This is a genomic window from Kitasatospora sp. NPDC001095, assembly GCF_053598615.1.
Genome location: NZ_JBSFKQ010000076.1, coordinates 15261 through 28710, shown reverse-complemented (window position 1 = coordinate 28710; position 13450 = coordinate 15261). Strand labels below are relative to the sequence as shown.

9 protein-coding genes are annotated in these 13450 nt (G+C 71.6%); 3 read left to right on the top strand and 6 right to left on the bottom strand.

Annotated features, from left to right (window positions below):
* Positions 1-148: 148 nt before the first annotated feature.
* From ACWDBB_RS34565 to ACWDBB_RS34555, 3 genes are all read right to left on the bottom strand, one after another.
* Positions 149-1711, bottom strand: a complete 1563-nt coding sequence (locus ACWDBB_RS34565; protein WP_449793369.1) for a phosphatidylinositol-specific phospholipase C domain-containing protein — start codon at positions 1709-1711, stop codon at positions 149-151.
* A 164-nt stretch (positions 1712-1875) separates the two neighbouring features.
* Positions 1876-3237: a diaminopimelate decarboxylase gene (lysA, locus tag ACWDBB_RS34560; protein ID WP_449793368.1), complete on the bottom strand. Its 1362-nt coding sequence runs from the start codon at positions 3235-3237 to the stop codon at positions 1876-1878.
* Between the two features lie 39 nt (positions 3238-3276).
* Positions 3277-3507, bottom strand: a complete 231-nt coding sequence (locus ACWDBB_RS34555; RefSeq protein WP_449793367.1) for a hypothetical protein — start codon at positions 3505-3507, stop codon at positions 3277-3279.
* Positions 3508-3808: 301 nt separating this feature from the next.
* Here ACWDBB_RS34555 and kdpB point away from each other — a divergent pair, with 301 nt between their 5' ends.
* On the top strand, positions 3809-6004 hold the full coding sequence (gene kdpB, locus ACWDBB_RS34550; protein ID WP_449793366.1) for a potassium-transporting ATPase subunit KdpB: 2196 nt from the start codon (positions 3809-3811) through the stop codon (positions 6002-6004).
* A 216-nt stretch (positions 6005-6220) separates the two neighbouring features.
* Positions 6221-6706 (top strand): universal stress protein, encoded by a 486-nt coding sequence (locus tag ACWDBB_RS34545; protein ID WP_449793365.1) that lies wholly within the window; start codon positions 6221-6223, stop codon positions 6704-6706.
* Positions 6707-6960: 254 nt separating this feature from the next.
* On the opposite strand, the gene ACWDBB_RS34540 is transcribed toward ACWDBB_RS34545, so the two are convergent.
* Entirely contained in the window at positions 6961-8136 is a 1176-nt protein-coding gene (locus tag ACWDBB_RS34540) for an alpha/beta hydrolase (protein ID WP_449793364.1), read from the bottom strand.
* Between the two features lie 432 nt (positions 8137-8568).
* Here ACWDBB_RS34540 and ACWDBB_RS34535 point away from each other — a divergent pair, with 432 nt between their 5' ends.
* Positions 8569-9033, top strand: coding sequence for a hypothetical protein (locus ACWDBB_RS34535; RefSeq protein ID WP_449793363.1), 465 nt, complete (start codon positions 8569-8571; stop codon positions 9031-9033).
* Here ACWDBB_RS34535 and ACWDBB_RS34530 read toward each other — a convergent pair.
* Positions 9021-9650, bottom strand: a complete 630-nt coding sequence (locus ACWDBB_RS34530; protein WP_449793362.1) for a hypothetical protein — start codon at positions 9648-9650, stop codon at positions 9021-9023. The genes ACWDBB_RS34535 and ACWDBB_RS34530 overlap by 13 nt on opposite strands.
* A 93-nt stretch (positions 9651-9743) precedes the next feature.
* Positions 9744-13442, bottom strand: coding sequence for an HD domain-containing protein (locus ACWDBB_RS34525; RefSeq protein WP_449793361.1), 3699 nt, complete (start codon positions 13440-13442; stop codon positions 9744-9746).
* Positions 13443-13450: the final 8 nt, after the last annotated feature.

Below are 13450 nucleotides of genomic sequence, written 5' to 3'. Positions count from 1 at the left end.
ACCAGGACGAAGCACAACCACCCCTACAGACAGGCACCTTGTCGGCACTCACTGTCCCACACCCACCCCGAGCGACTTCGCCAGCAGAGTCGACGAGCCGACTTCTCACGCCGGCCGGAGGGAGCCGAGGCCCGGAGGGCAGTGCGCGTCAGGCCGGGCAGGCGTCCTGGGTCACCTTGCCGCCCGCGGTGGACGCGGTCGCCGGGTCCACCGACACGCACAGGCCCGTCCACTGGTTGATGAACTTGTAGGCCGTCGTGCGCTTGCCCCCGACCTCGATCTGGGTCGGGATGACGTTCCACAGCTGGCTGCCCGAGGACCAGCGGGTCTCACAGCCCCACCAGAACAACTGGGTCCCGGCCCCCGGCGGGGTGCCGTTGTTGTAGGGGACGGTCAGGCACTTGCCGTTGTTGGCCTTGATCCAGTAATAGCCCTGGCCGTCGTACGGCGGCTTCTCGGCTCCCCACTGGTGGCTGCTGGGCGGCGTCGACTGGCACGCGCGCTGGGTGACCAGACCACCGGAGTCGGACCTGTCGAACTCCGGCCCCCGGACCATGCACCGGTGGTACTTGCTGTCGACGTAGGTCTTGTCGGCGTTGACCAGCCAGACGGCCTGGTGGGCGCCCTTGACGACGTGGTCCTGGTTGCGGGCGATGATGTTCTCCACCAGCGCCCAGCCGGGGAAGTCCATCATGACGACGCCGAGGCGGCCCTTGCCCCCGCCGTTGTTGAGGTAGTTCATCAACTGGAAGTTGACGCCCGGAAGGTTGACGGGCGCCTTGCCGCCCACGTAGGTCACGTGTCCGCCCGCGTACGCGTGCGGGTTCAGGAGGGGGGCGTTGGACGCCGACGTGTACGTCACGAACATGTGACCGCTGCCGTCGCCGACCGCCCGGTCGATGTTCGCCTTGACGTACTCCCACTTCCTGCGGGCGTCGGGCACGTCGAAGTGGTCCTCCTGGTGGTCGTTGAAGGTCCCGATCCCGTAGCTGTCGCTGTCGAGGCCGTCGAAGCTGCCCAGCACGAGCTTCCCCCGGACGTCCGAGAGCCGGGGAACGTAGGCCTTGGTGCCGTTGACCACCGACGGGGCGTAGAACAGGCCGGGATACCGGGACACGTAGTCCGCGAAGATCTCCCTGCGCCTGTCGTTGGTGACCGTCTTCGGATCGTCGTCGCACTCGAACGTGCCGCCGCTGCCACCGAGCGGGCACTCGGCCCTCAGCCGCATCACGATCGTCTCGCTCGGGTGCTGTCCGAGGAAGTCCCTCGCCTTGCCCAGGACGTCGTCGAAGTTGGCGTTCTGGTAGAACGACCCGTGGTGGACGGTGAAGTACTTGTTCTCGGTGACGCGGACCCGGATGTCGATGGCGCGGATCCCGCGATCCAGCTGCGTGCTCAGGGTGTTGGCGCTGTCGCCGAAGTCCTGCTGGGTCCGGACGGGGTCGCCCCCGTGGATGGCGAGGGTGTCGTGGGTGCCGGGCAGGGACAGTGACGCCAGCCAGGTGTCACCGGCGAGGTTCCGCATCCAGTCCGCCCGGGAGGTCGACCCGAGGTTGTTGTACGCGTCGCTGTTGCTCGTCCCGCTCGCCTCGGCGGAGGCGGGCGCGAGCAGGGCCGCGCTCGCGGCGACGCATGCCGTCACCAGGTGGGTCGGCCGGCGAAGTCGCCGCCGGGGCCTGGTGCGGGCATCGGGAGGGGAAGGCTGACGCATGGAAATCCTGTCGGACGGCGAAGAAGGTGATCATCTTCGTCAACGGCCCTCCGGGTCACACCGGTTCAACGGAGTTTCGGGCCTCCGTGAGAGTGCGTGGAAGTGCAGGGAAGTACGTGAGAAGTCGGCCCGGCCGACTTCTCACGCAGGCCCGCCCCACCCCCTCAGCGGCCGACCTCGCGCAGACGGAAGTCCTCGACCGTCTCCCGGCGGATCAGGAGACGGGCCCGGCCGTCCCTCACCGCGACCACGGCCGGGCGGCCGACCAGGTTGTAGCCGGAGGCCATGGAGAGCTGGTAGGCCCCGGCCGCCGGCATGGCCAGCAGGTCGCCCGGGCGCAGGTCGGCGGGCAGCGCGGCGTCCCGGACGAGCACGTCGCCGGCCTCGCAGTGGCGTCCGACCACGTCCACCCTCCCCTCCCCCGCCTCCGAGCGGCGGCCGACCAGCCGCACCGTGTACGGCGATCCGTACAGGGCCGGGCGCGGGTTGTCGCTCATGCCGCCGTCCACCGCGACGAAGCAGCGGCCGTCAGCGGTGTGCTTGACGGACAGCACCCGGTAGACCGCCACCGCGGCCGGTCCGGCGACGGCGCGGCCGGGTTCGACGAGCAGCCGGGGCACGTCCAGCCCGGCCTCGGCGCAGCGCACCGCCAGCCGGTCGGTCACCCGCACCGCGAACTCGGCGAGGTCCAGCTCGGCGTCCCCGGGCAGGTAGCGGATGCCGTGGCCGCCACCCAGGTCCAGCTCCGACAGCTCCACGCCGTGCCGCTCCCGCACCTCGGAGAGCAGCCGCACCAGCGCGTCCACCGCGAGCAGGTAGGGCTCCACCGAGGTGATCTGCGAACCCAAGTGGCAGTGCAGCCCCGCCAGTTCGAGCCCGGGCTGGTCGAGCACCCGGGCGATGGCGTCCGCCGCGTCACCGCCCTCCACCGGGAAGCCGAACTTCTGCCCGCCGACGCCCGTCCGCACCGCCTGGTGGTGCCCGGCGGAGATCCCGGGCACCACCCGGACCAGCACCCTCTGCGGTGTGTCGGCGGCCACCAGCGCCGCCAGCCGCGCGATCTCCGCCGGGCCGTCGATCACGATCCGCCCGACCCGCAGCCGACGGGCCAGCCGCAGCTCCTCCGGGGACTTGGCGTTGCCGTGCAGCAGGATCCGCTGGGCCGGGAAGCCGGCCGAGACCGCCAGCCACAGCTCTCCCGACGAGCAGACGTCCAGCCCCAGCCCCTCCTGCTCCACCCAGTCGGCCATCGCGCTGCACAGGAAGGCCTTGGCCGCGTACAGCACCTCGGCGTGCGGCAGCGCCCGCCGGTAGGCCCGGGCCCGCCCCCGGACCTCGGCCTCGTCCAGCACGTACAGCGGGGTGCCGAACCGCTCGGCGGCCTCGGCCAGTCCCACACCGCCGACCAGCAGCTCGGCTCCCCGGCCGGGCCGCGCCGAGGCCGGCCAGGGGCCGCCGAGCGCGTCGGCGGGGGCGGTGGGAGCGGAGGGAGCGGAGGGGACGGGCGGGGCGACGAGCTGGGTCATGGCGGCTGCTCCTGTGGGTGGCGGGTGGTCCTGCGGGCGTCAGTCCTCGTAGTGCGCGGCGAACCGGCAGTGCGCCGGGCGGGTGCGAGCGCGGTCGACCACCGGGGCCGGTTCCGGCGGCTCGGGGCGGTCCCGGCGCCAGGCGACCGGAACCGGGCGGACCGTCCGCTCCAGCGGCCCGTCGACGTCGATGACGGCGGTGGCGGCGGTGGCGGCGGTGGCGGCGGTGGTGGCGGCGGTGGCGGCGGTGGCGGTGGTGGCGGTGGTCATGGCGAGGTCCCTTCGGGTGGCGGCGGCCCGTGCGGCCTTACCCCTCCAGTGGAGCCCCTCCGCACACCGACCGCACCCGTCCTTGACGCAGGGCGTACGGCGGGGTCGCAGTCCTTGACGCCTTCCTGACAGCGGTCCGGCGGGGGTGTCAGGGAGCTGTCAAGGACTGCCGCTCCGCCGCCAAGCCCGTGTCAAGACCGGCATGTTCCCCGCCGGACGGATGGTGGGCTGTCCGGCGTTCCCGCCGCTCCCCCGAAACCCGCCGCCCTGTCAACCGGGCGGCCCGGAAGGCCCCGAGACGATGCGCCGTTCGGCCCTCAGCACCCCGGACACCACCCCGGGCACCTCGCCCGATCAGAACTGGTTCCGCCGCCCGGAGCCCTCCCCGGCCTCCGCGCCCACGCCGCCACCGAGCCACCGGCCCACCTCGCCGGGCGGGCGGCGCCGGCTGATCACCCGCCGTCAGCTCGCCGAGGCGCTGCCCGCCGCCGTCCGCAAGCTCCACCCGCGCACCATGACGCGCAACCCGGTGATGCTGGTGGTCGAGACCGGCTCCGCGCTCACCACCATCAGCGCCGTCCTCCACCCGAGCGTCTTCTCCTGGGTGATCTCCTTCTGGCTCTGGCTGACCGTGCTGTTCGCCAACCTCGCCGAGGCCGTCGCGGAGAGCCGCGGCAAGGCGCAGGCCGACTCCCTGCGCCGCGTCCAGTCCGCCACCACCGCGCGGCGGCTGCCGCACTGGCGGGTCGGCACCCGCGACCACCGCCACGAGGTCATCCCCGCCGCGCAGCTGCTCCCGCACGACATCGTCCTCGTCCCGGCCGGCGAGGTGATCCCGCAGGACGGCGAGGTGGTCGAGGGCATCGCGACCGTGGACGAATCCGCGATCACCGGGGAGTCCGCACCGGTGGTCCGGGAGTCCGGCGGCGACCGCACCGGTGTCACCGGCGGCACCAGGGTGCTCTCCGACCACCTCGTCATCCGGGTCACCTCCCGCCCCGGGCAGAGCTTCGTCGACCGGATGATCTCCCTGGTCGAGGGGGCGAACCGGCAGAAGACGCCGAACGAGGTCGCGCTCAACATCCTGCTGGCCTCGCTGACCATCGTCTTCCTGCTGTCCGTCGTCTCGCTCCAGCCGATGGCGATCTACGCCCACGCACCCCAAACCACCGTCGTGCTGGTGGCGTTGATGGTCGCGCTCATTCCGACCACCATCGGTGCACTGCTCTCGGCGATCGGCATCGCCGGCATGGACCGGCTGGTGCAGCGCAACGTGGTCGCGCTGTCCGGCCGGGCGGTGGAGGCCGCCGGAGACGTGGACGTGCTGCTGCTCGACAAGACCGGCACCATCACCCACGGCAACCGCCGGGCCGTCGCCCTGCACCCGCTGCCCGGCGCGACCACCGAACAGCTCGCCGAGGCCGCCCAGTTGGCCTCCGTCGCGGACGAGACGCCGGAGGGGCGGTCACTCGTCGAACTGACGGTCCGTCACTACTGGCTGCCACCGAGGGCCCCGGGCGAACTGGGCGAGCAGCAGCCCGTGCCGTTCACCGCGCAGAGCCGGATGAGCGGCGTCGACCTCTCCTGGCCGGACGGCACCACCTGCCTGATCCGCAAGGGGGCGGCCGGCGCCGTCGCCCGCTGGGTGGTGAACTCCGGTGGGCGGCTTCCGATGGAGGCCAAGCCGCTGGTGGACCGGATCTCCGAGTCCGGCGGCACCCCACTGCTGGTCGCGGTCCACGACCGGCACGGCGCACGGGCGTTGGGCGTGGTCGAGCTCAAGGACGTGGTGAAGGAGGGCATCGCCGAACGCTTCGCCGAACTGCGGCGGATGGGCATCCGTACGGTCATGGTCACCGGGGACAACCCGCTGACCGCGCGCGCCATCGCCGCCGAGGCCGGGGTGGACGACGTCCTCGCCGAGGCCACCCCGGAGGACAAGCTCGCCCACCTGCGCCGCGAACAGGCCGCCGGGAACATGGTCGCGATGACCGGTGACGGCACCAATGACGCCCCCGCGCTCGCCCAGGCCGACGTCGGCGTCGCGATGAACTCCGGCACCCCGGCCGCCAAGGAGGCCGGCAACATGGTCGACCTCGACTCCAACCCGGCGAAGCTGATCGAGATCGTCCGAGTGGGCAAGCAACTCCTCATCACCCGAGGAGCATTGACCACCTTCTCGATCACCAACGACGTGGCCAAGTTCTTCGCCATCATCCCCGCGATGTTCGCGAACGCCTATCCCGGGCTGCACCACCTCAACATCATGGAACTGCACAGCCCCACCTCGGCCATCGCCTCCGCGATCATCTTCAACGCGCTGATCATCATCGCCCTGATCCCGCTCGCCCTGCGCGGCGTGCGCTACCAGCCGGCCTCGGCGACCGACCTGCTGCGGCGCAACCTGCGGGTGTACGGGCTGGGCGGGCTGGTGCTGCCGTTCCTCGGCATCAAGGCGATCGACCTGCTGATCCGGTTCGTGCCGGGGCTGGGCTGACGGACCGGCCGGGGCCCCGGGCGGGGCGCGCCGCCCGGGAGATCCCCGCCGCCCCTGTCAGGAGTCCGTCAGGATGTGCGCGGCCCGCGTCATGGAGGTGTCAGCAGCGGTACGGACGGGTCCGTTCCGGGGTTCACTGGAGTCATCCGAAGCAAGGAGTGCCGAACCGGCGGAGCCCGATGGAGAGAGCCGCCGGAGAGACGGAGGCGAACGGCCATGACCGGGACCACCCGAGTGATCGTCGGCCTGAGCGGATCACTGAGCAGTCTGGCCGCCCTCTACCACGCCGTCGGCGAGGCGGCCCGGCACCGGGCGGTGTTGGTGCCCGTGGCCGCCTGGGCCACCACCGAGCGTGACGGCCTGCGCCCGCGCTCCGAGTTGGAGCACGCCGCCCGCCGGCGCCTCGACGTCGCCTTCGAGCAGGCCTACGGCGGCTACCCGTCCGACCTGGTCATCCACCCGCTGGTGGTCAACGCCGAACCCGGCCCCGCCCTGGTCGGCGCCGTCACCGGCCCGGAGGACCTGCTCGTGCTCGGCGCCGCCACCCGTCGCCGCCTGGACCGCCTGCGGCACGGCTCGGTCGCCCGCCACTGCCGCCACCGGGCCGGCTGCCGGGTGGTCGAGGTCTCGCCCTCGGCCCTGCTCACCCGCCTCGAACTCCCGGCCCGCACCGGCGCACCGCTCCCGCTGCTGGCCCGCTGACGGGGCCTCGGCGACGGGGGCCGGGGTCGGGCCGTTCGGACCGCAGGAGCCGCTCAGCGGCGGACGTCCCTGGTGAGCAGCCAGGGCACGAGCAGGAGCCCGATCCCGATGGCCACCGCCTGAACGGCGCCGAGGCCGGACCGGATCAGCCCCGCCACCAGCAGGACGTCCACCGCGCCGGCCGCCCAGCGGCACGGAACCCGTGAAACCCCCGCGCCGGCCCGGCCGGCTCCGACACACTGACGGACGGGGCGCTACGCGGGGCCACGCAGATGGGCGCTCAGCCAGGTGAGGGCGGGCGGGAGCAGCCGCCCCCAGGTGGTGAAGTTGTGGCCGCCGGTGTCGACCGTCTCCTGGGCGACCACGAGCGGCGCGCGGGCCGCCGCCGCGAAGGCGCTGGCGTCGGCGTAGGTGCTGCCGTCCGCCTTGCTGTCCGCGAGCAGCACCGCGAGGGGCGGCATCGGCAGGTGGGCCAGGCGCCAGCCGAGGTCGGCCTCGGCGCGGCGCTGCGGACTGCCGGCGAAGAGGTCGCCCGTCGTGGCGTCCTCCGCCGCCTTGAAGTAGCCGGAGAGCGAGACCGCCGCCGAGAAGGTCTGCGGGTGCTCCATGCCCAGTTTGACCGCGCAGTAGCCGCCGGTCGAGTCGCCGACGATCCCCAGACTGCCGGTGCCGTCCAGCACCCGGTAGGAGGCCCGCAGGTCGGCGGGCACGTCGGTGGTGAAGTAGCTCTGCGCCTGCGGCCCGTTCGGGATGTCCTCGCACTCGCTGTCCCGGGGCATGGTCGGCGAGGGCCGCATCAGCACCAGGACGGTCGGCTCCATCGCCCCCTTGCGCAGCAGGCCGAGTTCGACGGCCGGGTAGCGGAGCCTGGTCACCAGGTTGGTGGCGTCGCCCGGGAAGCCGGTCAGCACCAGCGCGGCCGGGAAGTGCCGTTCCGCGCCGCCGGGTTGGAAGTACTGCGGCGGCAGGTAGACGTAGCCCTCGGTGCTCAGCCCGGTGGTCGCACCCGGCAGCCGCACCCGGTCGATCCGCCCGATCTGAGCCGGATCGCGACTGACCGTCCCCACGCCGGTGATCTCCGCGGAGCCGAGCACCTGCACTCCAGCCGCACCGACCCCGGCTCCGGCTCCGGCTCCGGCTCCGGGGCTGGCACCGGCTCCGGAGCCTCCACCCGCCTGCTGGACCACGCCCGCGCCGTGTTCGCGTCCCAGCAGGTCGGACCAGCTGTCGTAGAAGACGAAGTAGTCGTTGACGGCGAGCCCCAGCGTCACCAGCAGGACCAGTTGGGTGACGACGATGGTGCCGAGCCGCAGGAACATCGCGGGCCAGCTCCGCACGGCCAGCCGGGGCCAGACCCACAGCGTGCCGAGCACGGTGAACACCGCGAGCAGCGCCGTCAGAGCCAGCAGCTTGTGGCTGGTGAGTCCCATCGGTCCCGACCTCCCCTACCACTGTGGACTCCCGGTCGTGGAAACGGAGCTCCGTACTCAAAGTAGCCGGTCAGGCACCCCCGGACACGCCGCCGCGAGCGCCGGCTCCGCAACTTCGACAATCCTGTCGAAGTTGGCATGCCCGGGCTATGCTGACCCGAAGCCCACCCGCAGTCGGGCCCCTCGCCCCGTCGACGAACGCGCCGCCCAGGCGCGCCCGACCGGAAGGAGGTGCGGCACCAGCCTCCGAGAACCGGCCGACCGGCCAACAGGCCTCCCACATCGACTTCTTGACGAATCGTCAATTCCGATCCGCGATTTCACCGCCTGAGCCTTGACGCGTGCCCCAGGCCGCCCACCGCCGTTGTACGGAAGGTGAATCGCCGCGCCCGCCCGAAACCCCCGGCCACCCTGCCGAGGAAGAGGTTCCGCATGACGACGTCCCGGACCCACCCGCGCCCCGCCGAAGCCGCGGTGCTGCTCACCGCGCTCAGCCTGCTCGTCCTGGAGGAGATCGCCCTCGGCATGGCCGAGGAGGAGGACCGCCCCGTCATCGGCGGCATCCTGATCGGCGCCTCCGGCACCGGCCTGCTGGTGATCGGCGCGGTGCTGCTCAGCCGCTGGCTCGACCTCCGCCGCCCGCTCCCGCTGCCCCCGCCCGGCCCCAACGGCCGCGAGTACAGCGCCCGCGCTCTCGAGGGCTTCCCGATGGAGGCCGTCCGCCCACTGCTGCTCGCCGAGAACGCGCCCCAGCTCGGCCACCTGTACTCCGCCTGGATGCTCGCCCGGGCCGGCCGCCCGGCCCCCTGGATCGCCCGCCGCCTGGCCATCCCCCCGGACGCCGCCCAACTCCTGGTCGACGCCGCCCGCTCGGCGAGACTCGATCAGCGCCGCTGACCCGGCGCCGCACCCGCCTGCGCCACCAGGTACGGCACCAGCCCGCGCTCGGCCAACGCCGACCGCCAGGCCTCCCGCGCCAGCGGCAACTCCCTCGGCCCGTCCGACGCCTCCACGGCCCCGGCCCCGGCCCCCCTCGACCGGGCCGCCCCCAGCAGCCCCAGGCCGCCGACCAGCAGACTCACCGCGGCCACCCCGGCCGACACCCACCCGGCCTCCACCAGCGCCTGCGCCAGCACCCCCAGGTCCTCGACCAGTCCCAGCACCGAGCCCAGCAGCAGGAAGATCACCGCCGCCGTCCCCGCGATGATCGGCACGACCACCCCCAACACCCCCCACCACCCCGACGCCCGCTCCCGCGCCGGCACCTCCACCGGCACCCGCGCCACCGCGTCAGCGTCCGCCCGCAACGCCGCGTACCGCTCGTACTCCGGCGCCGCCGCGGCCAGCACGAACTCCGCGTTCTCCCGCGCCGCCCGCCGCAGCCGCTCCACACCCCGGGCGTCCTCCCCCGACTCCCGCAGCGCGGCCCGCACCTGCGGCGCGGCCAACGCCCGCCCGAGCTCCGTCTCGAAGTCCGCCCGATCCTGCTGCGGCAGCCGAAGCGGCCTGTCCATGCTCGTCCCCGATCGTCGCCCCGTTGTAGTTCTACAGAACTGTAGAACAAGGAGGCGCGTTGCAGCAGCCCTGTTCACGGGTGGATTCGGTGCTCAGGAGGGGTCGGCCATGGGGACCCGGGCGAGGGCGTCGCGGATCGACTCGGCAACGTCGGGCACGGGGATTCCCCACTCGCGGTACCAGTCGACGATCTGCGGGATCGAGTGGCCGGTTCGCTGGGAGACCTCCAGGAGCGGCGCCAGCCACTGTCCACTCTCGATCGAGTCCGGCAGCTGTTCGACGAGTTCCACGGCCTGCCGATGCTCCAGTCCAGGAGGCAAGCCGTCACAGGAGACCGCGATTCCCCGGGACCTCAGATGGCGAGCCAACTCCTCCGGCCCCTGGTGGAGGCGGTGCGCCGCCGTGATCAACCTGGCAAAGGGAACCGTGCCCCCCATGGTCAGGTCGCTCCAGTCCATGGCACCGTCGGACTGGAAGAGTTCCCAATCGAGGCGGGTCGCCGGGCCGGGAAGGAACATCGGCGATCCGTAGGCCCGATACCGATCGACCAGTTCCTCCAAGGTGACTCTCTCGTACCTCAGCAGGCCGAACGCATACCTGAATTCGACGTCTGTGGGACCGCTCCATCGGAGCCGTCCGTCGAAGAGGGCCAGGTCCTCCACCCTGGCGTCCCGAGGCATCCGGGGAATCGGGAACCCGAGCTCCGCAAGAGCGGCGAGCGCTTCGGCGATGCCGATCCCCATCGTGTCCGCCACGCGCAGCACGTGTTGGACGGAAACGGTGTCCGTCCGACTCAGCCACGGCCCCAGCCCGTCAAGGTGACAGCTGAGCAGCACGGCCACGCCGTCCGACGGCCGATCGGGAAGCCCGGCGAAATCGGCTTCAAGTCCGTGCGCCGCCATGGCCTCGACCACCTCGGCGACGGGAACACCCAGTGTGGAGCTGATCTTTGCCAGATATCCGGGGTAGAGGGCCTCACCCGGCTCCGGCCACTCGCGAATCCTCCGTCCCTCCTCGGTCCCTCTCAGGAACAACCGATCGGACTCAACGGCAAGCGCAAGGTCGAGCACAGCCCGGGGAACACTCACACCTTGCCTTGACCAGTCCGCAGCCACTTCGGCAACCGCGCCGCCCCGCTCGTCCACTGCTGTCACCAACGCGTTGACCGTCGCCCACTGCTCACGGGCCGGGAGACCGGCTACCGCACTGCCGACATCGGCACGGCGCCTCCAACGCTTCCTCCCGCCGTCATCGCTCACCATGGAGGACTCATCCGAGGGCATCGCCACACGGCCGCGGCCGGCAGTCGCCAGCGCGGGCCAGATCTCCGTGAGCGCCGCCAGCTGTTCCTGCCGGTCGTGTGCCAGGAGTCTCCAGAGAACGACTGAATCGTCCGGCGTGCCGTACAACAGTGACCATCTGCCGCTTCTGCCGTCCAGCGGAATTCCCACGGCGCCGAACAGTTCGATGTCCAGGGGACAGCACCCGGTCCATCGAGTGTCGAATTCGCAGCCTCGGTACTCGAAGCGTCGACCTTGTCGAACACACTCGGCGGCCACGATCTCGGCAAGGCCGACATTCTTGTCCACCACACCCGCAAGCCACTCCATGCTCAGTAGAGTCGAGTCGGTTCCGACCAGATCGACGGCCGACGACTCCAGGAGTTCACGAACGCGGTAGGACACGTCATCGATGACAAGGCGTCGGTCGACCGACAACTTGTTCGGCGACCATTCTCCCGAGAGATTCACGACGGCCCCTACCAGGCCTCTGTCAGGGCTCACCAGTTCCCCCGACGCCGAAGGCTGAACGAACAGGCCGTCCACCAACAGGGCGCCGCCGAACTCGCACCACACCACCTGCGCGCCCTTGGACGCGTGCTCCCAAGGGACGACAGTCCCCGAGGCGTGGAACCCGAACTCGTCCTTCGGTGACTTCTCCCTGACTCTCAGCACCTCGGGCTCCCAAGCCGCCTGACGCTCGCCATGAGCTGCCGTGGTACGGAACTCCGCGATGCCCAGGAGGCGTTCAAGGACATCGAGGGCCGACCAGGACTCCCCGAGGTCGATGTCGTCCCGCAGGTACAGCCGCACCGTTGTACCGGGCTTCCGAGCCGGCTCGGGCAGCGGGAGGATCCGGAAGAGGTGGCCAGGGCCGTAGATGGAGACGCCAAGGTTCGCGCCCAACTGGCCCTTTTCGTCCATGCGGCAGGTCGTCACCCGGATCTCGTCCGCGAGCATGAAGTAGCTCAGAACGCCGATGCCGAAGCGGCTGTTCGGGTGAAGTTCGACGGGCGGGTCGGCCCTTCGCCACTTGGCACGCTCCAACTTGAAGTCCAACTGCTCGGCGAATCGGGCGCCGGCGTTGGAGAAGACTCCTTTCAGCTCCGCCTTCCCCATGCCGACGCCGTCGTCCTCGCACTCCAGGTAGGCGCGACCGTCCTCGTCCACCCCCTGGCGGAACTGGATGAGACCGTCATAGCCGTACCGGGCGAGCGTGCTGGTGCGATTGAGGTAGTCGGTGCGGGCGCGACGGTAGCGGCAGGCGTCGAGGGCGTTCTGGTAGAGCTCGCGGACCGCCAAGTCCCGGTCACGATACAGCTCGACGCCCATCAGCAGGCTGCGGACCCGGCGTTCATCGAGTCGGAACCTCGCCCAGCCGGTGAAGACTCCGGCCGCCGGTTCGGCGCCGTCAGCGGCGAGGCGGGTGGGGAGCGGATGGTCGGTGAGGACACGGCGAACCACATGGAGGAGTTGGTCGGCTCGGGCGATGTACTCGCGGAGACCCTCGACCACCGCTTCGTGATGGCATTCGGCGCGCAGGACTGGTAGGTCGTACGTTCCGCCCCACGCCGCCTCGCCCAGCGTACGGTGCAGGTCGGCGAGGTCGACCTCGTACTCCGCCGGGATGCCGATGTGTTCGGCCACGATGTCGGGCAGGGCGGTGACCTCGATGGCGGTCCCGTAGGCCAGGGCGAGCAGCAGCGCCAACCGCACTTCCCGGACGTACTGTTCACCGGGCGCCCGCAGGTGCTCCTCCGCGCTGAGGCCGGCCAGGTGCTTTTGATTGCCGACGTCGGGGCCGCGACGGAGACCGTGCAGCAGGGCATGGACGCGCTTGGCGGAGAAGGTCTCACCCAGTTCGGCGAGCATCGGCAGCCGGTCGAGGATCTCCTGGACGCCATCGGGGTCGGCGAGGTCCTCGTGCTGGTCCAGCCAGCGGTGGAAGAGCCACCAGCCGAGGGGGACGGCGGAGGCGGGCCGGGTCCGGGTGCGGCCCACGAGCAGGTCGTGGGACTCGATGAACTGCTCGTAGGCCGCGCGATCACCGTCATCCGACGACGGCAGCAGATCGGTCGGACGGATGGCGGCCCGCGCCGCCGCCAGGCGCAGCGAGCGGACGCGGTAGAGGAACGGCAGCACGGCCAGCAGCGCGGCCTCGGCCGGGTAGAGCCCCAGGCACTCTTTGCCGAGCAGCCAGCCGACGCACTTCGCGAAGCGCTCCGCGACCGTCGGGTCCTGCCAGGGGTCCTCGGCGAGCACCGTCTCGACCCGCAGCCTGGCCAACTCGCCCACGACCGCCGTAACCACCCGCTTGTACAGTTCCGCATCCCGGTCCGCCCGCACGTGGTCCCAGATCCGGGGGTCCATGGCGAGCTTCACCCATTCGTCTGCCTCTTCAGGGACCGCCTGGGACTGCCGCCCGTCCAGGTAGACCGCCCCGATGCTTCGGGCCTGCACGGCCGGCCCGTTCACCGTGCCGTTGATCGTGTTCCAGCTGCTGTCGGCCATCCCTCGCG

Excerpts from the sequence above, each read along its gene's own strand:
- ACWDBB_RS34565 (WP_449793369.1), bottom strand. The coding sequence starts at position 1,711 with ATGCGTCAGCCTTCCCCTCCCGATGCCCGCACCAGGCCCCGGCGGCGA.
- lysA (WP_449793368.1), bottom strand. The coding sequence starts at position 3,237 with ATGACCCAGCTCGTCGCCCCGCCCGTCCCCTCCGCTCCCTCCGCTCCC.
- ACWDBB_RS34555 (WP_449793367.1), bottom strand. The coding sequence starts at position 3,507 with ATGACCACCGCCACCACCGCCACCGCCGCCACCGCCGCCACCACCGCC.
- kdpB (WP_449793366.1), top strand. The coding sequence starts at position 3,809 with ATGCGCCGTTCGGCCCTCAGCACCCCGGACACCACCCCGGGCACCTCG.
- ACWDBB_RS34545 (WP_449793365.1), top strand. The coding sequence starts at position 6,221 with ATGACCGGGACCACCCGAGTGATCGTCGGCCTGAGCGGATCACTGAGC.
- ACWDBB_RS34540 (WP_449793364.1), bottom strand. The coding sequence starts at position 8,136 with ATGGGACTCACCAGCCACAAGCTGCTGGCTCTGACGGCGCTGCTCGCG.
- ACWDBB_RS34535 (WP_449793363.1), top strand. The coding sequence starts at position 8,569 with ATGACGACGTCCCGGACCCACCCGCGCCCCGCCGAAGCCGCGGTGCTG.
- ACWDBB_RS34530 (WP_449793362.1), bottom strand. The coding sequence starts at position 9,650 with ATGGACAGGCCGCTTCGGCTGCCGCAGCAGGATCGGGCGGACTTCGAG.
- ACWDBB_RS34525 (WP_449793361.1), bottom strand. The coding sequence starts at position 13,442 with ATGGCCGACAGCAGCTGGAACACGATCAACGGCACGGTGAACGGGCCG.